We start from the raw sequence: 22,376 nt of genomic DNA, 5'->3' as shown, positions 1-22,376 counted from the left end.
CAGGTAAGAGGAAGGGATCCGGGAGCTGGATTCGAACCAGCGCCTATCCGGACTGGAGCCGAATGTTCTGCCGCTGAACTATCCCGGAACGACGGACGGAGTATATACATCGCTTGCGCAGCGCACCGCCTAAAAAAAATTGGCCGCTGATCTCAGCGGCCAATTCAGACTTCATGCAGTCACTGCGTTCAGGCAACGGCGACCGGGATCTTGCCGATCTTGGCCTGCCATTCTTTGGGTCCGGTCGTGTGGACCGAGGTGCCCTGGGCGTCGACCGCCACCGTCACCGGCATGTCCTTCACGTCGAACTCATAGATGGCTTCCATGCCCAGGTCCGCAAAGCCCAGCACCTTGGCGCCGCGGATGGCCTTGGACACCAGGTAGGCGGCGCCACCGACGGCCATCAGGTAGGCCGAGCCGTGCTTCTTGATGGCTTCGATGGCGACGGGGCCGCGCTCGGACTTGCCGATCATCGAGATCAGGCCCGTCTTCTCCAGCATCATGTCCGTGAACTTGTCCATGCGCGTGGCGGTGGTGGGGCCTGCGGGGCCGACCACTTCATCGCCCACCGGATCCACCGGACCCACGTAATAGATGACGCGGTTGGTGAAGTCCACGGGCAGCGGCTCGCCCTTGGCCAGCATGTCCTGGATGCGCTTGTGCGCGGCGTCGCGGCCGGTGAGCATCTTGCCCGACAGCAGCAGGGTCTGGCCCGGCTTCCAGCTGGCGACTTCTTCCTTGGTCAGCGTGTTCAGGTCGACCTGCTTGGACTTGTTGTAGTCCGGCGCCCAATGCACTTCGGGCCATTCGGACAGCGACGGCGGGTCCAGGCGCGCGGGGCCAGAGCCATCCAGCTCGAAGTGCGCGTGGCGCGTGGCCGCACAGTTCGGGATCATGGCGACGGGCTTGGAGGCCGCGTGCGTCGGGAAGGTGCTGATCTTGACGTCCAGCACGGTCGTCAGGCCGCCCAGGCCCTGCGCGCCGATGCCCAGCGCGTTGACCTTTTCGTAGAGCTCGATGCGCAGCTCTTCCAGCTTGTTCTGCGGGCCGCGGGCCAGCAGCTCGTACATGTCGATGTCTTCCATCAGCGACTGCTTGGCCATCAGCATGGCCTTTTCAGCCGTGCCGCCGACGCCGATGCCCAGCATGCCGGGCGGGCACCAGCCGGCGCCCATCGACGGGACGGTCTTGAGCACCCAGTCCACCAGCGAATCGCTGGGGTTCAGCATGGCGAACTTGGTCTTGTTCTCGGAACCACCACCCTTCGAGGCGATTTGCACGTCGACCTTGTCACCCTGGACAAGCTCGACGTGCAGGATACAGGGCGTGTTGTCGCGCGTGTTCTTGCGCGCAAACAGCGGGTCATCCAGCACGGAGGCGCGCAGCGGATTGTCCGGATTCAGATAGCCGCGGCGCACGCCTTCGTCACAGAGCTCTTGCAGGGTGCGCTTGGTGTCAAAGCGCACGCTCATGCCGATCTTCAGGAAGACGTTGACGATGCCGGTGTCCTGGCACAGCGGACGCTTGCCCTCGGCGCACATGCGCGAGTTGGTCAGGATCTGCGCCATCGCATCGCGCGCGGCCGGGCTTTCCTCGCGCTCGTAGGCGCGCGCCAGGTGGCGGATGTAATCGACGGGATGGTAATAGCTGATGAACTGGATGCCATCGGCTATCGACTGGATCAAGTCTTCTTCTTTAATGATGACGGACATGGCGATTTGCAGGTCTGGAGGGGAAACGTGAAAACGCGGCCGGCGAGCGGCCGCGAGGTGAAAGTATTTGGCGCCCTATTTGCCTTGCCACACGGGTTTGCGCTTCTCGGCGAAGGCGGTGGCGCCTTCCTTCGCGTCGGCGGAAGTAAAGATGTGCGCGATCAGCGGGCGCTGGCGGTCGAACATGCCTTCCTGGTCCCAGTCGCCGCCTTGCGCGACGATGCTCTTGGCGGTCTGGACCGCCAGCGGGCCGTTTTCGACGATGGCACGCGCCAATTCCAGCGCGCCGGCCAGAGCGCCGCCCGGCTCGGTCAGGCGGTTGACCAGGCCGAAGGCGTGGGCGCGTTCGGCGCTCAGCATTTCGCCGGTCAGGATGACTTCCATGGCGATGTGATAAGGCAGGCGGCGCGGCAGGCGCAAGAGGCCGCCGGCGCCGGCCACCAGGCCGCGCTTGACTTCGGGCAGGCCGAACTTGGCGTTGCTGGCGGCCACGATCAGGTCGGAGGCCAGCGCCATTTCGCAACCGCCGGCCAGCGCGTAGCCCTCGACCGCGGCGATCAGCGGCTTCTTGGGCGGGCGTTCATTCAGGCCGGCAAAACCGCGGCCTTCCACGTAGGGACGCTGGCCGGACGCGGCAAACGCCTTCAGGTCCATGCCCGACGAGAACGTGCCGCCGCCACCCGTCAGGATGCCGATGCGCACGTCATCACGGCTGTCCAGCTGGTCCAGCGCGGCGGCCATGGCCACGGCGGTTTCCAGGTTGATGGCGTTCTTGGCCTCGGGACGGTTGATCGTGATGATCTGGATGCCGTCGGTGACTTCCACCGTGATCAGGTCAGACATGGGACTGCTCCTTTTTCGCGAATATCTCGGAATCGGGTTCCGGGTTTTATATAAGACTCAGCTCAACCCGGAATCATACGACCATTGGCCGGCGGGTGCTGCCGCAACCGGCCGATCACTATATTCACCAGCCGCGCGGGTTCCGTCCCCAGACCGCAACGCGCGCCAAGTCTGCGCCGCGCCGCATTGCCCGACGCGCGGGCAAGCCAAGATCTGCGTGCGGGACAGCCCGCCCCGTTCAATATAGTGACCACCTGCCCCCGGGCATGAAACAAGCGCCGGAGCGGCTCTTATAGTGGCCTTCACCCGCAACGCTTCAGCCACAAAGAGCCTTTCATGTCTGCAACAAGCCATCTGAACTACATCAAAGCCCCCGCCGCCCGCGCCGAGGACAGCGCCAGCGCCATTGAGGACACCGTGCGCGAGATCATCGCGCAGGTCCGGGCCCGCGGCGACGCGGCGGTGCGCGAGTATTCGCAGAAATTCGACGGCAAGGACACGCCGGCGCTGGAGGTATCCATGGGGGCGCGCCTGCAGGCGGTTGCCGATCTGGACGAGCAGACCCGCCACGACACCGAATTCGCCATCGAGCGTGTCCGCGCCTTCGCCGAGGCGCAACTGGCGACGGTGCTGCCCCTGGAGATCGAGACGCTGCCCGGCCTGCACCTGGGACACCGGGTCATCCCGGTGCAACGCATCGGCGCGTACGTGCCGGGCGGCCGCTATCCGATTCTGTCGGCTCCCGTGATGACCATCGTGCCCGCCAAGGTTGCCGGGTGCGATGAGGTCATTGCCTGCCTGCCGCCTGGCGCCCATCCCGCGATGATCGCGGGCTGTCACCTGTCCGGCGCGGACCGCATCTTCCTGGTCGGCGGCGCGCAGGCCATCGCCGCCATGGCGTGCGGCACGGAATCCATTCCGGCCGTGGACAAGATCGTCGGACCCGGCAACGCCTACGTGAACGAGGCGAAACGCCAGGTGTTCGGCGAAGTCGGCATTGACCAGCTCGCCGGTCCCAGCGAAATCTTCATCGTCGCGGACGACAGCGGCGACGCGGACATGATTGCGACGGATCTGCTGGCGCAGGCCGAGCATGATGTGCGCACGCGCGTCGGCCTGATCTCCACCAGCGAGCGTCTGGCCCGGGAAACGCTGCGCGCCGTGGAGCGCCAGCTCAAGGATCTGCCCACCGCCCCCGTGGCGGCCCGTTCGTGGACGGACTACGGAGAGATCGTGCTGTGCGACACCGAGGACGACATGCTGGCGTACTCGGATTACGTGGCAGCCGAGCACCTGCAGGTCCACACCCGCGATCCGCACGCCACCGCCGGCCGGCTGCGCAACTACGGATCGCTTTTCATCGGCACGCAGGCCAGCGTTGTGTACTCCGACAAATGCTGCGGCACCAACCATACCCTGCCCACGATGCGGGCAGGCCGCTACACCGGCGGCTTGTGGGTGGGCTCGTTCCTGAAGATCTGCACGCACCAATGGCTGGATGCGCGGGGCGTGGCCGCCGTCGCACCGCCGGCCGAGCGGCAGAGCCGCACTGAAGGCATGGAAGGCCACCGCCGCGCCGCCGCGCTGCGCATGGGCTGAACCAGTCCAGCCGCCGGGCCGGGACAGCCCGGCAGCCATTCTGCAAATAGTCCACAAGGGGAAAACAATGAAGCTTGGCATCATCTTCAGTGCGCTGGCGATCGCCGGCGCAAGCCTGACGGCACCCGCCCAGGCACAGTCGTCGTATCCGTCGCGTCCCATCAAGCTGGTCGTGCCCTTTCCGCCCGGCGGCACGACCGACGTGCTGGCCAGAACCATCGCCGACCCGCTGGGCAAGCTGCTGAAACAGACGGTGGTCGTCGAAAACCGCAACGGCGCGGCAGGCCGTATCGGCAGCGAGTACGTCATCCGCGCCGATCCCGACGGCTACACCTTGGGCATTGCCACGGTCAGTTCGCACGCGGTGACCCCGGTCGTGTACGACAACATCTCGTACGACGTCACGCGCGACCTGGCGCCGATCACCAAGCTTGCATCGGTGCCCAACGTCCTGACGATCGGCCCGAAGGTGCCTGCCTCGGACATGGCCTCCTTCGTGAAGCTGCTCAAGGACAAGCCGAACGTCTACACCTATGGGTCGGCCGGCGCCGGGTCGGAAGCCAACATGATGGGCGAGCTGTTCAAACTCAGCACCGGCACGGAAATGATGCACGTGCCCTACCGTGGCTCCAGCCCCGCGCTGCAGGACGCGTTGGGAGGCCAGATCGCCGCGGTGTTCGACAACCTGCCGTCGTCGTTGCCCTTCATCCGTAGCGGGGACTTGAAAGCGTTGGCGGTTGCCTACCCGCAACGTCTGAATGCGCTCCCCGATGTGCCGACGTTTGCCGAGGTGGGACTGCCCGATGTGAACGACGCATCATGGTTCGGTCTGGTGGCGCCGCGCAACACGCCCCCCGCCGTGGTGGAACAGATCTATCAGGCAGTCGCCCAGGTTCTGGCCATGCCGGACGTGAAGGAAAAGCTGGCAGGCTTCTCGGCCGTGCCGGTGGGCAATCCGCCCGCGGAATTCGCCGAACAGCTCAAAGCCGAGATCGACAAGCAGCGCGCCACGGCCAAGCGCGCCCACATCAGCCTGAAGTAGATTCCGGGCGTGTACCGCCCGCATCAGGAGACCGAGACATGCCTGCCCGCTACCGCGTCCTGGTGGCCCAGTTGTTCCAGGAGACGCACGGATTCACGCCGGTGAATACCCCGCTGTCCGCGTTCGAGATTGAACGCGGACGGACCATGTTGACCGCCAACGCCGAGGCCGACTCGGTACTGGGCGGCATCCTGCGCACCTTGAAGGCGCACGACTGCGAGGCCGTGCCAACGCTGGCGGCACGCGCCCGGCCAGGCGGCCGGGTCGACGATGGCGCGTACTCGTTGCTGCGCGAGGGCATTCTGGACGGCGCGCGCGCGGGCGGCTTCGACGCCATCGCGCTGTGCCTGCACGGATGCATGCAAACCGTCGGAATGGACAGTGCCGAAGCCGACCTGCTGGAAGGCCTGCGCGCCATCGTCGGACCCGCCATGCCCATCGTCGCGGGCTTCGATCTGCATGCCCACGCCGTGCCGGCCCTGCTGTGCCAACTGGATTTCGCCTCGGCCTACAAGACCAATCCGCACGCGGATGCCGCCGAGACCGGCACGCGGGTGGCGAAACAGCTCCTGCATATGCTGGACACGGGCGAGCGGCCCGCGGGCGTCAGCGTCCTGGTGCCCATGCTGACGCGCGGCAACGACGAGACGTCGCGCGGACCCCTGGCCGCACTGCACACCAAGGCGCAGGCCGCTGTGCAAGCGAACAAGGGGGTGCTGGACGTCTCCCTTTTCAACGTCAATCCCTTCATCGACGGCGAAGGCGTGGGGCAGACCGTCCTGGTTTACGCGCGCACGGCCGGCCAGCTTGCCGAGGCGCGCAAGCTGGCGGGGACGATCGCTCGCGCGCTGTGGGACGAACGCGACGCCTTCGTGCACGACCTGCCGGACATTGATACGCTGCTGCGCAGTCGCGCAGACGCCGGGCGCAGGCTCATCGTCGGCGATTTCGGCGACCGCGTGCTGGCCGGCGGCCCCGGCGACAGCCTGCACGTGATGGAGCGGGCGCTTGCGTTGACTCAGGGACGGATCGCCGCCATCGTGACGGATCCGGCCGCGCTCAGTGCCTGCGAAAAGGCCGGCGCCGGCGCTCAGGTGCAGTTGCGGTCCGGCGGGCTGTACAGCGTGGACTGTCCGCCGATGCTGGTGTCTGGGCGCGTGGCCGCGCTGGGCAGCGGCGTCTTCCGCAACCGCGGCGCGTTCATGCGCGGGGCCACGCTGCGCCTGGGGCCGTACGCCGTGCTGCGCAATGCGCGCTATGACCTGCTGATCACGCAGGACGCCGTCATGTCGCAGGATCCTGGCTGTTACCTCGACGCCGGCATCGATCTCAACGACGTGGACCTGATCGTGGCCAAGTCCGGCTATCACTTCAAGCTGGCCTTCGATGAATGGGGAGACTGCGCCTGCGCCGAGACGCCCGGCCTGACCGGCTACCATCCCGAACGCCTGCCGTTCGACAAGGCCCGGCCGCTCTACCCGCTCGACGCCCCTGCATACCGTCCCCAAATAGTGGCGTTGCGAGTCCCGACAGCGGCGGCGAGTTGAGCCACCGCCCCGTGTATCCTGCAAACCACGTCGACCGCCGGCCCCCGCCCGGCTCGCAGGAGGAGACACGATGCCGAGAATTGGCGAAGACATCAGGGAATTACGCCGCCGCCGCGGCCTGGGCATCCGCGAGGTCGCCCAACGCTCCGGCGTTTCGCACGCCTCGATTTCGCTGATCGAGCGCGACAAGATCAGCCCATCGCTCGACACCCTGGCAGCGGTGCTGGACGCCCTGGGCACGACCATCGTGGGGTTTTTCTCGAACAGCCGGCTGCTGGTGGCGGAATCGCCCTTCTACACGCCGGAGGATCTGCCGGAAATCGGCAATCCCAACGCCATTTCCTATCGGATGATCGGCAGCCGCTTCTCCAACCGCGCCATGCTCATGATGCAGGAACGCTACCAGCCAGGCGCCGACTCCGGCGAGCTCTTCAGCCATCCTGCCCAGGAAGCCGGTCTGGTGCTGTCCGGAGCGGTGGAAGTCACCGTCGGCGACAAGAACCGCGTGCTTCAGGCCGGCGATTCGTACTACTTCGACAGCCGGGTTCCCCATCGATTTCGCAACGTTCACGACGGCCCCAGCGAAATCGTCAGCGCGGTCACGCCGCCGACCTACTAGGCCTCTTCGGGACGAGCCGCTCGTCGCCGGTTAAAATGCCGGGTTTCCCACGCGCGGGGCAGTTTTTGCCCGGCGGCCGAATTCCAAGAATCCTATGCTCACCTTTCAGCAAATCATCCTTACGCTCCAGGAATACTGGGACAAGCAGGGTTGCGCCCTGCTGCAGCCCTACGACATGGAAGTCGGCGCCGGCACCTCGCACACGGCCACGTTCCTGCGCGCCATCGGTCCGGAACCCTGGCGCGCCGCCTACGTGCAGCCCTCGCGCCGCCCGAAGGATGGCCGCTACGGCGAAAACCCCAACCGCCTGCAGCACTACTATCAGTACCAGGTCGTGCTCAAGCCCGCGCCCCCCGAAATCCTGGATCTGTACATCGGTTCGCTGAAGGCGCTGGGCATCGATCCCACGCAGCACGACATCCGCTTCGTCGAGGACGACTGGGAAAACCCCACGCTCGGCGCCTGGGGCCTGGGCTGGGAAGTCTGGCTGAACGGCATGGAAGTGACGCAGTTCACGTATTTCCAGCAGGTCGGCGGCCTGGACTGCACGCCCACCACCGGTGAAATCACCTACGGCCTGGAACGCCTGGCCATGTACCTGCAGGACGTGCAAAGCGTGTACGACCTGGTCTGGACGGAAGGCGCCAACGGCAATCGCGTGCTGTACCGCGACGTGTTCCACCAGAACGAAGTCGAGCAATCCACGTACAACTTCGAACACTCGTCGGCCGAGATGCTGTTTGCGCATTTCAACGACTACGAAGCCGAAGCCAAGCGACTGATGGACGTGCCGCTGGCGCTGCCGGCTTACGAGGCCGCGCTGAAAGCCGCCCACACGTTCAACATGCTGGATGCGCGCGGCGCGATCAGCGTGACCGAGCGCGCCGCCTACATCGGCCGCATCCGCAACCTGTCGCGCACCGTCGCGCAGGCCTACTACGATTCCCGCGAACGACTGGGCTTTCCCATGCTGGGCCGCGACAAGGCCGCCGGGGAGGCTGCATAAATGACGACGAACATCCGCCCGCTGCTGGTCGAACTGCTGACCGAAGAACTCCCGCCCAAGGCCCTGCAGAAGCTGGGCCAGGCCTTTGCCGAAGGCGTGCGCGCCACGCTGGACCGCCACGGCCTGCTGGCCGAGGGCTGCGCCGTCACCCCGTACTCGACGCCGCGCCGCCTGGCCGTGCACCTGTCCGCCGTGCTGGCGCAGGCGCCCGACCAGGCCTATGCCGAAAAGCTGATGCCCGTGAAGATCGGCCTGACCGAAGACGGCAAGGCCACGCCCGCACTGCAAAAGAAGCTGGCCGCCAAGGGCCTTGAAAACATCGACGTGTCCACCCTGGACCGTGAATCCGACGGCAAGCAGGACTACCTGGTGGCGCGCGGCACGGCCGCAGGTGCGCAACTGGCTGCCGGCCTGCAGGAAGGCATCGAAGCCGCCATCGACGGCCTGCCCATCCCCAAGGTGATGCGTTACCAATTGGCCGACGGCGTCTCCACCGTCAAGTTCGTGCGCCCGGCGCACGGCCTGATCGCCCTGTTCGGCGCGGACGTGGTGCCGGTCTCGGCGCTGGGTCTGGCCGCCGGCCGCGAAACCCTCGGCCACCGCTTCATGAGCCAGGGCGCCATTGCCATCGCCGATGCCGACGCCTACGTCGCCACCCTGGCCGAAAAGGGCCATGTCGTGGCCTCGTTCGAAGCGCGCCGCGCCGAGATCCAGCGCCAGTTGCAGGTAGATGCGACCCGCCTGTCCGCCACGCTGGGCGATGACCCCGAAGTTGCCGCGCTGCTGGACGAAGTGACCGCGCTGGTCGAGCACCCCACCGTGTACGTGGGCGAGTTCGAGGAACAATTCCTGCAGGTTCCGCAGGAATGCCTGATCCTGACCATGCGGCTGAACCAGAAGTATTTCCCGCTGTTCGACCCGGCCACCGGCCGTCTCACGCACCGGTTCCTGATCGTGAGCAACATGCGCACGGACAACCCGGTGAACATCATCGAAGGCAACCAGCGCGTGGTGCGTCCGCGTCTGGCCGACGCGCAGTTCTTCTTTGAAACCGACCGCAAAACGCCGCTGGCCGCGCGTGTCGAGCAACTGGGCTCCATCGTCTATCACAACAAGCTGGGCACCCAGCTCGAACGCGTGGAGCGCGTGCGCGCCATCGCCCGCGGCATCGCCGGCGAACTGGGCGGCGACGTGTCCGCCGCCGACCGCGCCGCCATGCTGGCCAAGGCCGACCTCGGTTCGAACATGGTCGGCGAGTTCCCCGAGCTGCAAGGCATCATGGGCGCGTACTACGCCGCCGGCGACGGCGAGCCCGCCAGCGTCGTCGAAGCCCTGCGCACGCAGTATCGCAACCGGTACGACGCGCCGGTCACGCAGGACACCCTGACCGCCGTCACGCTGTTCATCGCCGAGCGCGTCGAAACGCTGGTCGGCATCTGGGCGATCGGCCTGGCCCCCACCGGCGAACGCGACCCCTTCGGTCTGCGCCGCGCCGCGCTGGGCCTGATCAGCGCCTTCGAACAACTGGCCGCGGGCGGCTGGCTGAAGATCAGCCAGAACGGTCCGCTGACGCTGGATGGCCTGCTGCAACTGGCTGCCGGCACGTTTCCGGCGGGCAAGATTCCGGGCGACACGCTGGCCGAGGTCCGCACCTTTATTTTTGAGCGCTATCGCAACCAGCTCATCAACGACTTCGACCGCAACGCCGTCGAGGCCGTGATCGCGCTGACGCCGCCGCTGCACCAGGTAGCCGAGCGCGTGCGCGCCGCCGCCGCGTTTGCGCAGCTGCCCGAGGCCGCCAGCCTGGCCGCCGCCAACAAGCGCATCGGCAATCTGCTCAAGAAGGCCGAAGGCGAGATCGGCGCCGTGAACGACGCCGCACTGGTGGAACCCGCCGAAAAGGCGCTGGCCACCGCCGTGGCGGCCTTGCGTCCCAAGGCCGAGGCGCAGCTTGCCGACGGCGACTTCGCCGGCAGCCTGTCCACGCTGGCCCAGGCGCGCGAACCGGTCGACGCGTTCTTTGCCGACGTCATGGTCATGGCCGAAGACCCGGCCGTGCGCGCCAACCGGCTGGCCCTGCTGGCGCAGCTGCATGGCCTGATGAACCAGGTCGCCGACATCTCCAGGCTCGCCCAGTGAAGCTCATCATCCTCGACCGCGACGGCGTCATCAATCAGGACAGCGACGCATTCGTCAAGACGCCCGACGAATGGATCGCACTGCCAGGCAGCCTGCAGGCCATCGCGCGCCTCACGCAGGCCGGCTGGAAGGTGGTGGTTGCCACCAACCAGTCGGGCTTGGCACGCGGCCTGTTCGACATGGACACGCTGACGGCCATCCACACCAAGATGCGGCGCGAACTGGCGGCCGTCGGCGGCAGCGTCGATGCCATCTTCATGTGCCCGCACGGCCCCGACGACGACTGCACCTGCCGCAAGCCGCGTCCCGGCATGTTCGAGCAGATCGGTCACCGCTACGACATCGACCTCGCCGGCGTGCCGGCGGTCGGCGATTCGCTGCGCGACCTGCAGGCCTCGTCGGCCGCCGGGTGTTCGCCCTGGCTGGTGCTGACGGGCAACGGCGTCAAGACGCAGGCCAAGGGCGGTCTGCCGGACAACACGCGCGTCTGCAACGACCTGTCGGCCGTGGCCGACGCCCTGCTGCAGGACGCGTGACCCGATGGCCCGGCTTCGTTCCTTCCTGTACTTCGTGTTTCTGGCCGTCACGGTCATTCCGTACGCCTTCGCCTGCGTGCTGTGGGCGCCACTGCCGCTGCACTGGCGCTACAAGCTGACGGTGGGCTGGCCCCGCCTGGCGATCTGGGGCGCCAAGGTCTTCTGCGGCATCCGCTGGCAGGTCAAGGGCTGGGAAAACCTGCCCGACGGCCCGGCGGTGCTGCTGTCCAAGCACCAGTCGGCCTGGGAAACCCTGTTCTTCCCGGCCTACATGCCGCGCGAGGTCTGCTTCGTCTACAAGAAAGAGCTGCACATGGTGCCGTTCTTCGGCTGGGGCCTGGCGCTCTTGCGCATGATCGCCATTGACCGCGCCAAGGGCCGCGACGCCTTCGAACAAGTGGTCAAGCAAGGCCAGACCCGTTTGAACGAAGGCCGCTGGCCGCTGCTGTTTCCCGAAGGCACGCGCGTGCCGCCCGGCCAGGCCGGGCGTTTCAAGATGGGCGGCGCGCTGCTGGCGTCGCGCACTGGCGCCGTGGTCATTCCCGTCGCGCACAACGCCGGCGAATGCTGGCGCCGCAACGCCTTCGTCAAGTATCCCGGCATGGTCACCCTGTCGATCGGTCCCGCGATAGAATCCAAGGGACTCACCCCCGAAGAACTGAACCAGAAGGTTCAAGCATGGATCGAAGGGGAAATGCGGCGTCTCAACCCCGAAAGGTATGCCCAGCACTGATCAGCTAGAACTCCTGTTCGGTACGCAGGAAGACGACGCGCCCGCGGGCGCGTCGCCGCTGATCGGCGTGCCGACGCCGACGGCCGCCCCCCGGGCGCCGTCCGCTGGGCCCCAGACGCATCGTCCCGACACTCCCCGCCCCGACATTCACCGTCCCGGCACCCCCCAGCCCGTCGCGCCCGCCAATCTGTTTCCCGACGCCGCCAAGGCGCCTGCCGCTACCGGCGAGCCGCTGCTGACGCTGTCGCCCAACGCGGCCTCGCGCGTGCCCACGCCCTGCCCTGACCCGCTGCCGCCCGGCGCGCGCTGGCGCGAGGTGCCCACCGAACAGCAACCCATCGGCTTCGTGCTGCTGCGTTCGCGGCGGCGCAGCATCGGCTTTGTCATCACCGACGACGGCCTGCGCGTCACCGCCCCCAACTGGGTGACGCTGACGCAGATCGACGACGCCGTGCGCGAAAAATCCCGCTGGATCCTGACCAAGCTGCGTGAATGGCATGCCCGCAAGCAGCAACTGGCCATGGCCCACACCCGCTGGCAAGCCGGTGGCGAACTCCCGTATCTGGGCCGGCGCATCGTCATCGGCGTGGGTGGCGACAGCCGTCAGGCCAACCTGTCCGGCGACGCCGATGCGCCGCAGGACGGCGACACGCTGTGGCTGGCGCTGCCGTCCAACGCCGACCAGGGCCGCATCCGCGATGCGGCGCAGGCCTGGCTGCAACAGCGCGCGGGCGCCTGGTTCGGCACCCGGCTGGCGCACTTCCTGCAGATCAGCGGGCTGAAGATCAGCCGCTGGCGCCTGTCGTCGGCCGCCACCCGCTGGGGCTCCTGCACCAGCGACGGCAACATCATGCTGAACTGGCGCCTGATTCATTTCGCTCCGGCCATCATCGATTACGTCATCGCGCACGAGCTTGCCCATTTGCGCGAGATGAACCACAGTCAGGACTTCTGGCGCGAAGTGGGCCAGATCCTGCCGGACTTCGAAGACGCCAAGAACATCCTGCGGCGTCACGATCCCGCTTCGCTGCCTCAGTTCTGAGGCGCCGAAGCACACCAGCGTCTCAGCGATCCCAAGGAGAATCGAAATGCTGCTGCTGATTCCGGGCCCGGTCACGACCGATGCGCGGGTGAAGGCCGCCATGGCGCAGGACTACGCGCCCTGGGACAACGATTTCCGAACCCTGTACCGGCAGGTCTGCGACGGCGTGCTGGCCATTGCGCAGGCCAGCGCGGATGAACACGTGGCCCTCGCCCTGCCCGGCTGCGGCCATTTCGCGGTCGAAGCCGCCCTTCGTACTTTCGTGCCGCCCGGCGGCCGCGTGCTGGCGCCGTCCACCGGCGCCTACGCGGCCCGCCTGCAGAAGCTGGCCGCCGAGGCCGGCCGCGTCGCCGTGCCGCTTGCTGTAGGCACGACCGAGCGCGTGGACCCGCAGGCCTTGGCCGACGCGCTGGAACGCGACCCGACGCTCACGCACGTGGCGCTGGTCTACAGCGAAACCGGCAGCGGCATCTGCCACGACGTGCCCCATCTGGCGCGCATCGCCCATGCGCTGGGGCGCCGCGTGATCATCGACGCCGTGTCGGCGTTCGGCGCTTTGCCGCTTGAATTGCGCGCCCTGCCCGCGGTCGATGCCGTGGTGCTGACCGCCAACAAATGCCTGGAAGGCCTGCCCGGCGCCGCCTTCGTGGTCGCGCGCCGCGACAGCCTGGATGCCGCGCGCGGCAATGCCGGAAGCTGGTCGCTCGACCTGGCGGACATCTACCAGCACACGCTGGCGCCCAACGCCGGCCCCCGCTTCACCCCCGCCGCCCCCACGCTGGCGGCGCTGGCCGTGGCGCTGGAGCTATTCCGCCAGGAAGGCCGCGAGGCCCGCCTGGCGCGCTACACGGCAAACATGCGCACGCTCTATGATGGCGTGATCGATCTTGGCCTGACCCCGTACCTGCCGCCCGAGCTGCAAGGCCCCATCGTCGTCAACGTCCGCGCGCCGGATGCCCCGACCTGGCACCTGCAGCTCTTTGTGGACGCGCTCAAGCAGCGCGGCTATGTGATCAGCAACTTCACCAACACCGAAGAACCCACGTTCCGGGTCGGCTGCATCGGCGCCTTTGGCGCCGGCCAGATGCGGCAGGCGGTCGACGCCATGGGCGGCGCGCTGCGCGACATCGGAATCTCCCGGGAACACGCCGGAAATGCCCGGCTTTTCCCCCAACCACTCATCGCTTAAGGAAAACTCCCATGCGTCTGCTCCACACCATGCTGCGCGTCGGCAACCTCGACACGTCCATCGACTTCTACACCAACGTGCTCGGCATGCGCCTTCTGCGCCGCAACGACTACCCGGACGGCAAGTTCACGCTGGCCTTCGTGGGCTACCAGGACGAAGTCGATGGCGCCGTCATCGAACTGACCCACAACTGGGACACCGACAAGTACGACCTGGGCAACGGCTACGGCCACATCGCGCTGGAAGTCGACAACGCCTACGAAGCCTGTGACAAGGTCAAGGAACGCGGCGGCAAGGTCACCCGCGAAGCCGGCCCCATGAAGCACGGCAAGACGGTCATCGCTTTCGTGGAAGATCCCGACGGCTACAAGATCGAGTTCATCCAGAAGAAAGACCGCCAGGACTGATCCGGACGCCAGCCATGATCCATCCCATCCTGAAAATGGGCGACCCGCGGCTGCTGCGCCTGGCGCCGCCGGTCGAGCGTTTCGACACCCCTGAGCTGCACGCCCTGATCGACGACATGTTCGAAACCATGGCTGCGGCGCAGGGCGTGGGCCTGGCCGCGCCGCAGATCGGCGTGGACCTGCAACTGGTGATCTTCGGTTTCGACCGCAACGACCGCTATCCCGACGCGCCGCCGGTGCCGCAGACGATTCTGTGCAATCCGGTCATCACGCCGCTGTCGGACGAGATGGAAGACGGCTGGGAGGGCTGCCTGTCGGTGCCCGGCCTGCGCGGCCTGGTGCCGCGCTACCGCCACATCCGCTACAGCGGCCGCGATCCGTACGGTCAACTGATCGAACGGGAGGCCGAGGGCTTTCACGCGCGCGTCGTGCAACACGAGTGCGATCACCTGATCGGGCGTCTGTATCCGTCCCGGATCCAGGATTTCACGAAGTTCGGCTTCACTGAAATCCTGTTCCCGGGCATGGACCCGAACCAGGACGACTAGGCGTTCTCGCCGGGTTTTGCGGCAGCGGGGGGCCCGTCCTCCTGCTGTTGCGGCTGTTGCGGTTGCTGCGGCGGTTCCGGCTGCTGCGGTTGCGGCTCCTGCTCCTGCTTCTGCCCCTGCGTCGGCGCGCCTTCGCCCTGCGGCGTCAGCGCCTCCGGCGCAAAATCATCCACCTGCAATACCCTCAGCACCGTCGCCTCGGCGGCTTCCAGCTGCGCTGCCTGCGCGTCCGTGATCGCGCCGCGCTGATGGGCCTCGCGCCAGTTGCGCACGTTGGACTGGCGCAGACGGTCGCGGATCGGCTGCACCGCGTCGGCCAGCGCAAACGCGCGGGTCAACAGGCCCAGCGGGTCTTCACCGGGCTCGCGCTGCAGATCGGCCGCCAGGCGCGCATGCGTGGGCGACGGCTTGAGCAACAGCTCTGCGCATTCGCGCGTCAGCGCATCGTCCGGCCCCTTGGCCAGCCGCAAGGGCAGGATGGCCGCCCGCAATCCCCACGACAGCACCTTGACGGGCAGGTTGCGCAGCACCTGATCCATGGATTTTTCGATGCTGGCGTAGCCCTGCGCCATGCACCAGCGCACCAGCGGCAGGTCGTCGTGCTTGCGGCCTTCGTCTTCCCAGCGCTTGAGCACCGCGGACAGCAGATAGAGTTCGGACAGGATGTCGCCCAGGCGCGCGGAGATCATCTCGCGGCGTTTCAGGCCGCCGCCCAGCTGCGCGAGCGTGGCGTCCGCCAGCAGCGCAAAGCCCGACGCATAGCGGCCCAGCCTCCGGTAGTGGCCTGCCACCGGCCCCGAGGCCGGCGCGGGCGCCAGCATGCCGCCCGTCCAGGCGCGGCCGATCGCGCGCAGCGTGTTCATGCCGGCGTGGCGCAGATGGCGCCAGAAGACATCGTGAAAGACCTCGATGCCGCGTTCCTCGTCCGGATTGCCCAGCGCCAGGATCTCCGGCATCAGATAGGGATGCGCGCGGATCGCGCCCTGCCCGAAGATGATCAGATTGCGCGTGAGGATGTTGGCGCCCTCGACCGTGATGGCGATGGGCACGGCGCGGTACAGCGAGCCCAGGTAATTGCTGGGACCATCCATGACCGCGCGGCCCGCGTGCACGTCCATGGCGTCGTTCACCGACATGCGCATGCGCTCGGTGGCGTGGTATTTCATGATGCCGGACACGACCGCAGGCTTGACGCCCTGGTTGAGCGCGGCGCACGTCAGGCGGCGCGCGGCCTCGACCAGATACGCGTTGCCGGCCAGGCTGGCCAGCCGTTCCTGCACGCCTTCGAACTTGCCGATCGGTATGCCGAATTGCTCGCGCACCCGGGCGTACATGCCGGTGGTGTGTGCGCACATCGCCGCGGCGGCCGCCGACAGCGACGGCAGCGAAATGCCGCGCCCGGCCGCCAGTGCGCTCATCAACATCTGCCAGCCCTGGCCGGCGCGTTCAACGCCGCCGATCAGCGCATCCAGCGGCACGAAAACGTCGCGCCCCGAGTTGGGACCATTCTGAAAGACCTGCATGGCAGGCAGGTGGCGGCGGCCGATTTCGACGCCAGGCGCTTCCGTGGGGACCAGCGCCACCGAAATGCCGATGTCCTTGGCGCCGCCCAGGATGCCGTCGGGGTCGGACATCTTGAACGCCAGCCCCAGCACCGTGGCCACCGGCCCGAGCGTGATGTATCGCTTGTGCCAATTGAGCCGGATGCCGATGAGCTCGCGGCCGTCCACGACCTGGCGGCACACGATGCCGGTATCCACCATCGAGGCGGCGTCCGATCCGGCTTCGGGGCTGGTCAGGCCAAAGCAAGGGATCTCGCGGCCATCGGCCAGCCGCGGCAGCCAGTAGTCGCGCTGGGCCTGCGTGCCGAACTGCATCAGCAGTTCGCCCGGTCCCAGCGAGTTCGGCACCATCACGGTGACGCCCGCGGTGATGGAATACGCGGAAATGCGCCGCACGACCTCGGAGTGCGCATACGGCGAGAAGCCCAGGCCACCATGGCGCCGCGGAATGATCATGCCGAAGAAGCGCTGCGCCTTCAGGAATTCCCAGACCTGCGGCGGCAGATCACGCCGGTTCCAGGAGATGTCCCATTCGTCCAGCATGCCGCAAAGCTGGCGCACCGGGCCGTCGATGAACCGCTGTTCATCCGGCGTCAGCGTGGCAGGCGGCACGCCCAGGAGCTTGCGCCAGTCGGGGTTTCCCGTGAACAGGTCGGCGTCCCACCAGCTATCGCCGGCTTCGATGGCTTCGCGTTCGGTGGCCGACATGGCCGGCAGTGCATTGCGGGCCCAGCGGTATGCAGGTTCCGAAATGCGGCGCCGGCGCCAGGCGTTGAAATCCATGGGTCCCCCTGTTGTTCGCTACAAGACGTATCGGGGCAAAGTACCAGAATTGACGTCGTGCGGCCAAGCTGCGGCTTACCGACTCTGCGACAATGAGCGTCGCCGCGCTGATGCGCAATCAACCGCTGTCCGGGCACGTCCGCATGCTGAACAAACTCTGGCTTGGCTTCTTCCTCACCGCTGCCGCGGCCGCGCTGTACCGCTGGCTGGTCATCGGAGATCCCGAGGTCTTTCGCCAGATGGTCGCCAGCCTGTTCGACATGGCGCGCGTGTCCGTGGAAGTGATGGTGCTGCTTTTTGGCACGCTGACGCTGTGGCTCGGTTTTTTGCGCATCGCGGAAGGCGCGGGCCTCGTCGAAAAGCTGGCGCGCTTACTGGGACCGCTGTTCGCGCGCCTGATGCCCGAGGTGCCGCGCAATCATCCGGCCATCGGTCTGATCACGCTCAACTTCGCCGCCAACGGCCTTGGGCTGGACAACGCCGCCACGCCCATCGGCCTGCGCGCCATGCGCGAGCTGCAATCGCTCAACCCCAAGCCCGATACCGCCACCAATGCGCAGATCCTGTTCCTGGTGCTCAATGCGTCGTCGCTGACACTCTTGCCGGTCACGCTGTTCATGTTCCGCGCGCAACAGGGCGCGCCCGATCCCACGCTGGTTTTTTTGCCCATCTTGCTAGCGACAAGCGCGTCCACGCTGGCCGGCTTTCTGGCGGTGGCGCTGTGCCAGCGCCTGCGCCTGGCCGATCCCGTCATCCTGTTGTGGCTGGGCGGCGCCGCGCTGGTGCTGGGCGGGTTCATGGCGCTCTTGGCCAGCATGTCGGCGGCTGCAATCGCGTCGCTGTCCTCACTGATGGGCAACCTGACGCTGTTCGGCATTCTGTTGGCGTTTCTGGTCGTGGGCGCCTGGAAGAAGGTGCCCGTGTACGAGGCCTTCATTGAGGGCGCCAAAGAAGGCTTCGACATCGCCAAGAGCCTGCTGCCCTATCTGGTGGCGATGCTGTGCGCCGTGGGCGTGCTGCGCGCGTCCGGCGCGCTGGACTTCCTGTTGGACGGCATCCGCTGGGTGGCCGCGCAGGCCAACTGGGACACGCGGTTCGTGGATGCGCTGCCCACCGCGCTGGTCAAGCCGTTCTCGGGCAGCGCGGCGCGCGCCATGATGCTGGAAACCATGACGCACTTTGGCGTGGACAGTTTCCCGGCGCTGCTGTCCGCGGTGGTGCAAGGCAGCACCGAGACCACGTTCTACGTGCTGGCGGTGTATTTCGGATCGGTGGGAATCTTGCGCGCCCGCCATGCGGTGGGCTGCGCGCTGATCGCCGATCTGGCCGGGGTGCTGGCCGCGATCGGCGTCTGCTACTGGTTCTTCGGCTGATCGCAGGGCGCGCCGGCCGGCATGCAGTGGCCGGCATGCGGTGGCCGGCATGCGGTGGCCGGCATCTGCCGCCCGGCCGCGCCCCGATTCAAGACTGGCTCAGTCCACCAGCAGGATCTTCATCCCGTTGGTGCCGCCGCTGTCGCGGTAGAAATCGCCCTTGGTCAGGATGACCCAGTCGCCCGTCTGCACCAGATTGCGTTTGCGCAGTTCATCGATGGCGGCGTTGGACAGATCGGCCGGATCGTACTCCGACGGCGAGAACGGGATCGTGTACACGCCGCGGAACATCGTCACGCGGTTCTGCGTCACACTGTGCGGGCTGTAGCAGTAGATCGGCACACCCGAGCGGATGCGCGACATGATGAGCGGCGTGTGGCCGCTTTCGGTCAGCGCAATGATGGCCTTTACGCCGGGGAAGTGGTTGGCCGCGTACATGGCCGCCAGCGCGATGGTCTCGTCGCAGCGCGTGAAGGTTTCGCCCATGCGGTGGTGCGACTTGGTGGTGGTCGGGTGCTTTTCGGCGCCCAGGCACACGCGCGCCATGGCCTGCACGGTTTCGACCGGATACTGGCCCGAGGCGCTTTCGGCCGACAGCATGACGGCGTCGGTGTAGTCCAGCACCGCGTTGGCCACGTCGGAGACTTCGGCGCGGGTCGGCATGGGGCTGGAGATCATCGACTCCATCATCTGCGTGGCGGTGATGACCACCTTGTTCAGCGTGCGCGCGTGCTGGATGATGCGCTTCTGGATGCCCACGAGTTCGGCGTCGCCCACTTCCACGCCCAGGTCGCCGCGCGCCACCATCACGCCGTCGCTGGCGCGGATCAGCGCGTCCAGGGCTTCGTCGTCGGCCACGGCCTCGGCGCGTTCGATCTTGGCGATGATCCACGCCTGGCTGCCGGCGGCGGCAAGCAGGGTACGGGCCTCGTCGATATCGCTGCCATAGCGCGGGAACGACACGGCCACATAGTCCAGTTCCATTTCAGCGGCCAGCTTGATGTCGACGCGGTCTTTGTCGGTAAGGCTGGGCGCCGACAGGCCGCCGCCGCGGCGGTTGATGCCCTTGTTGTTGGACAGCGGGCCGCCCACCGTGACGGTGGTGTGGACCTCGTCGCCTTCGACGCGGTCGACAACCAGCACGACGCGGCCGTCATCGAGCAGCAGCTCGTCGCCCACGCGGCAGTCGGTGACGAGTTCGGGGTAATCAATGCCCACGATGCTGGCGGTGCCGGCCTCCTTGGGATGCACGCGCGACAGCGTGAACGGCTGGCCCACCTGCAGATGCACCAGCTTGTCGACAAAGCGTGCGATGCGGATCTTCGGTCCTTGCAAGTCGCCCATGATGGCGACGAAGCGGCCTTGCTTGGCGGCGATCTCGCGCACCAGGCGCGCGCGTTCGCGGTGATCGTCCGCGCTGCCGTGCGAGAAGTTCAGCCGCGCCACATCCAGCCCCGCGCGAATCAGCGCGTCGATGCGTTCGGGCGACGAGGTCGAGGGTCCCAGGGTGGCGACAATTTTGGTGCGGCGCAATACAGGCATGGCGGTCCACTCTCGCAAAAACAACGAAAGCGCTATGGTACGCCGGCCGCGTTGCCACGGGTATCATGGGTGACATTTCCGACCCTCAACACGCCCAACGACACCCGTGAAAATCGTCATCGCTCCCGACTCGTTCAAAGAAAGCGTTTCCGCGCCTGATGCGGCCGCCGCCATTGCGCGCGGCGTCAAGGCGGCCTTTCCCGGCGCGCATACGGTGTGCGTCCCGATGGCCGACGGCGGCGAAGGCACGGTCGAGGCCGTGCTGGCCGCCACCGGCGGCAAGGAGCGCCAGATCACGGTCAACGACGCGCTCGGCCACAAGGTCGACGCCGTGTGGGGTCTGCTGGAAGACGGCACCGCCATCATCGAGATGGCCGCGGCCGCGGGCCTTGAATTGATAGCACCATCCAAGCGCGACCCGATGCGCGCCAGCAGCCACGGCGTGGGCGAGCTGATGCGCGCGGCGCTGGACGCGGGCGCCACGCGCATCATTCTGGGCCTGGGCGGCTCGGCCACCAACGACGCGGGCGCCGGCATGCTGACGGCGCTGGGCGTGCGGTTGCTGGACGCGGGCGGCAACAGTTTGCCGCCGGGCGGCGGCGCGCTGGGGCAGCTTGCCTCGATCGACACGCGCGGTCTGGACCCGCGGCTGGCGCAGGTTCGCATCGACATCGCTTCCGACGTCGACAACCCCTTGTGCGGACCGCAGGGCGCCTCGCATGTCTTCGGGCCGCAAAAGGGCGCGACGCCGGAACAGGTGCAGACGCTGGACACGATGCTGGGCAACTTTGCCGACGTCTGCGCCCGCCATCTGAACGCCGATCACCGCGACGCGCCCGGCGCCGGCGCCGCGGGCGGCCTGGGCTTTGCCGCCAAGGCATTTCTCAATGCGCATTTCCGCCCTGGGGTGGAGATCGTCGCGGAACTGGGTGGGTTGGCCGACGCCGTCGAAGGCGCGACGCTGGTGTTCACCGGCGAAGGCCGCATGGACGCACAGACCCTGCGCGGCAAGACCCCGGCAGGCGTCGCCAGGATTGCGCAGCGCGCGGGCGTTCCCGTCGTGGCGCTGGCCGGTTCGCTGGGCGACGGCTACGAGGCCCTGCACGCCTGCGGCATCAGCGCCGCGTTCAGCCTGGCCCCCGGCCCCATCACCTTGCAGCAGGCCCTGGTGGACGCCGAGCGCCTGCTGACCGACCGGGCGCGGGACGTGATGCAGCTGTGGATGGCGGCGCAGAAACGCATGCTGTGATCGGGCCTGCCGGCACCGTGCATGCCGGCGACATTGCCGCCAACCCGTAGCGCAAAAAAGCAAAAAGGCCCCGAGGGGCCTTTTTGCATTGCCTTGCCATACCGAAAAGACGTCAATCGCGCGCCAACACCCCAGCTTCGACCAGTGCATCCGACAGGCGGATGTAGCGGTCGACCGAAATGTCCTCGGCGCGCGCGGTGGGCGCAATGTCCAGGGCTTCCCAGGGCACTTGCGGCGCCCAGTCGGCCAGCACCCGCCGCAGCATCTTGCGGCGCTGCGAAAAGGCGCGCGCCACCACGGTTTCGAAGGCGCGCTCGCTGATGGGCCGCAGGCGGTCCGCCGGCAGCGGCACCATGCGCACGATGGCCGATACCACCTTGGGAGGCGGATCGAAGGCTTCGGGCGGCACGTCGAACAGCTTGTGCATGCGATAGCGCGATTGCAGCATCACGGACAAGCGGCTGAAGTCGCCGGAGCCGGGCTTGGCCACCATGCGGTCGATCACTTCGCGCTGCAGCATGAAATGCTGATCGCGGATGTGATCGGCCCACGTCATCAGGTGGAACAGCAACGGGCTGGAGATGTTGTAGGGCAGATTGCCCACGACGCGCAGCGCGCCGCCGAACTGCGAGAAATCCACCGTCAGCGCGTCGGCCTCGACCACGGTCAGGCGCGATGCCTCGAACTGCTTGCGCAGGCGGGCGGCCAAATCGCGGTCGATTTCGACTGCGGTGAGATGGTCCAGGCGCTCGAGCAGCGGCCGCGTCAGCGCGGACAGGCCTGGGCCGATCTCGACCACGGCATCGTCGCGGGCGGGCGCAACCGCCCGGACGATGGACTCGACGACGCTGTCGTCGGTCAGGAAGTTCTGGCCAAAGCGCTTGCGCGCCTGGTGTTGAGACATG

General features: G+C 67.2%; 19 protein-coding genes and 1 tRNA gene. 14 read left to right on the top strand and 6 right to left on the bottom strand.

Features of this window, described 5'->3' with window-relative positions:
- Positions 1-16: 16 nt before the first annotated feature.
- The 3 genes from CLM73_RS04330 to CLM73_RS04320 form a co-directional block, all read right to left on the bottom strand.
- Positions 17-88, bottom strand: a tRNA-Trp gene (locus tag CLM73_RS04330).
- A gap of 100 nt (positions 89-188) precedes the next feature.
- Positions 189-1,712 (bottom strand): fumarate hydratase, encoded by a 1,524-nt coding sequence (locus CLM73_RS04325; protein WP_105237456.1) that lies wholly within the window; start codon positions 1,710-1,712, stop codon positions 189-191.
- 75 nt (positions 1,713-1,787) lie between these two features.
- The gene (locus CLM73_RS04320) at positions 1,788-2,555 is read right to left on the bottom strand and encodes a crotonase/enoyl-CoA hydratase family protein (protein WP_056569111.1); all 768 of its coding nucleotides are present in this window, start codon (positions 2,553-2,555) and stop codon (positions 1,788-1,790) included.
- Between the two features lie 336 nt (positions 2,556-2,891).
- Here CLM73_RS04320 and hisD point away from each other — a divergent pair, with 336 nt between their 5' ends.
- From hisD to def, 12 genes are all read left to right on the top strand, one after another.
- Positions 2,892-4,154, top strand: coding sequence for a histidinol dehydrogenase (gene hisD / locus CLM73_RS04315; protein ID WP_105237455.1), 1,263 nt, complete (start codon positions 2,892-2,894; stop codon positions 4,152-4,154).
- Positions 4,155-4,221: 67 nt separating this feature from the next.
- Entirely contained in the window at positions 4,222-5,196 is a 975-nt protein-coding gene (locus CLM73_RS04310; protein WP_105237454.1) for a Bug family tripartite tricarboxylate transporter substrate binding protein, read from the top strand.
- 38 nt (positions 5,197-5,234) lie between these two features.
- The gene (locus CLM73_RS04305; protein WP_105237453.1) at positions 5,235-6,743 is read left to right on the top strand and encodes a M81 family metallopeptidase; all 1,509 of its coding nucleotides are present in this window, start codon (positions 5,235-5,237) and stop codon (positions 6,741-6,743) included.
- Positions 6,744-6,813: 70 nt separating this feature from the next.
- Positions 6,814-7,362, top strand: coding sequence for a cupin domain-containing protein (locus tag CLM73_RS04300; protein ID WP_105237452.1), 549 nt, complete (start codon positions 6,814-6,816; stop codon positions 7,360-7,362).
- Positions 7,363-7,456: 94 nt separating this feature from the next.
- The gene (gene glyQ, locus CLM73_RS04295; protein ID WP_105237451.1) at positions 7,457-8,368 is read left to right on the top strand and encodes a glycine--tRNA ligase subunit alpha; all 912 of its coding nucleotides are present in this window, start codon (positions 7,457-7,459) and stop codon (positions 8,366-8,368) included.
- Complete coding sequence (gene glyS / locus CLM73_RS04290) at positions 8,369-10,507, top strand: glycine--tRNA ligase subunit beta (protein ID WP_105237450.1); 2,139 nt, start codon at positions 8,369-8,371, stop codon at positions 10,505-10,507.
- Positions 10,504-11,043, top strand: a complete 540-nt coding sequence (gene gmhB / locus CLM73_RS04285) for a D-glycero-beta-D-manno-heptose 1,7-bisphosphate 7-phosphatase (RefSeq protein WP_105237449.1) — start codon at positions 10,504-10,506, stop codon at positions 11,041-11,043. Before glyS ends, gmhB begins: the two co-directional genes overlap by 4 nt.
- Positions 11,044-11,047: 4 nt before the next feature.
- Positions 11,048-11,776 carry a lysophospholipid acyltransferase family protein gene (locus CLM73_RS04280; RefSeq protein ID WP_105237448.1) on the top strand — a complete coding sequence of 243 codons (729 nt, stop codon included), beginning with the start codon at positions 11,048-11,050 and terminating at the stop codon, positions 11,774-11,776.
- Positions 11,763-12,818: a YgjP-like metallopeptidase domain-containing protein gene (locus CLM73_RS04275; protein ID WP_105237447.1), complete on the top strand. Its 1,056-nt coding sequence runs from the start codon at positions 11,763-11,765 to the stop codon at positions 12,816-12,818. The genes CLM73_RS04280 and CLM73_RS04275 overlap by 14 nt, the downstream gene beginning before the upstream one ends.
- 46 nt (positions 12,819-12,864) lie before the next feature.
- Positions 12,865-14,007 (top strand): 2-aminoethylphosphonate--pyruvate transaminase, encoded by a 1,143-nt coding sequence (locus tag CLM73_RS04270; protein WP_105237446.1) that lies wholly within the window; start codon positions 12,865-12,867, stop codon positions 14,005-14,007.
- A gap of 11 nt (positions 14,008-14,018) precedes the next feature.
- Entirely contained in the window at positions 14,019-14,414 is a 396-nt protein-coding gene (gene gloA / locus CLM73_RS04265; RefSeq protein ID WP_056569127.1) for a lactoylglutathione lyase, read from the top strand.
- A 14-nt stretch (positions 14,415-14,428) separates the two neighbouring features.
- Positions 14,429-14,962, top strand: a complete 534-nt coding sequence (gene def, locus CLM73_RS04260; protein ID WP_105237445.1) for a peptide deformylase — start codon at positions 14,429-14,431, stop codon at positions 14,960-14,962.
- On the opposite strand, the gene CLM73_RS04255 is transcribed toward def, so the two are convergent.
- Complete coding sequence (locus CLM73_RS04255) at positions 14,959-17,307, bottom strand: acyl-CoA dehydrogenase (protein WP_234015808.1); 2,349 nt, start codon at positions 17,305-17,307, stop codon at positions 14,959-14,961. The genes def and CLM73_RS04255 overlap by 4 nt on opposite strands.
- A gap of 143 nt (positions 17,308-17,450) precedes the next feature.
- Between CLM73_RS04255 and CLM73_RS04250 the strand changes: the two genes are divergently transcribed.
- A complete protein-coding gene (locus CLM73_RS04250; RefSeq protein ID WP_105241378.1) occupies positions 17,451-18,680 on the top strand; it encodes a nucleoside recognition domain-containing protein in 1,230 nt (409 codons plus the stop codon).
- A gap of 99 nt (positions 18,681-18,779) precedes the next feature.
- Here CLM73_RS04250 and pyk read toward each other — a convergent pair whose 3' ends face one another.
- Positions 18,780-20,222 (bottom strand): pyruvate kinase, encoded by a 1,443-nt coding sequence (gene pyk, locus CLM73_RS04245; protein WP_105237444.1) that lies wholly within the window; start codon positions 20,220-20,222, stop codon positions 18,780-18,782.
- A 106-nt stretch (positions 20,223-20,328) separates the two neighbouring features.
- On the opposite strand from pyk, the gene CLM73_RS04240 reads away from it, so the two are divergent.
- A complete protein-coding gene (locus tag CLM73_RS04240; protein WP_105237443.1) occupies positions 20,329-21,471 on the top strand; it encodes a glycerate kinase in 1,143 nt (380 codons plus the stop codon).
- Between the two features lie 112 nt (positions 21,472-21,583).
- On the opposite strand, the gene rsmA is transcribed toward CLM73_RS04240, so the two are convergent.
- A complete protein-coding gene (gene rsmA / locus CLM73_RS04235; RefSeq protein ID WP_105237442.1) occupies positions 21,584-22,375 on the bottom strand; it encodes a 16S rRNA (adenine(1518)-N(6)/adenine(1519)-N(6))-dimethyltransferase RsmA in 792 nt (263 codons plus the stop codon).
- Position 22,376: the final 1 nt, after the last annotated feature.

This window comes from Achromobacter spanius (genome assembly GCF_002966795.1).
Classification (GTDB): Bacteria; Pseudomonadota; Gammaproteobacteria; order Burkholderiales; family Burkholderiaceae_B; genus Achromobacter; species Achromobacter spanius_D.
The sequence above is the reverse complement of the archived record's forward strand: the minus strand, read 5'-3'. Positions and strand labels throughout refer to the sequence as shown.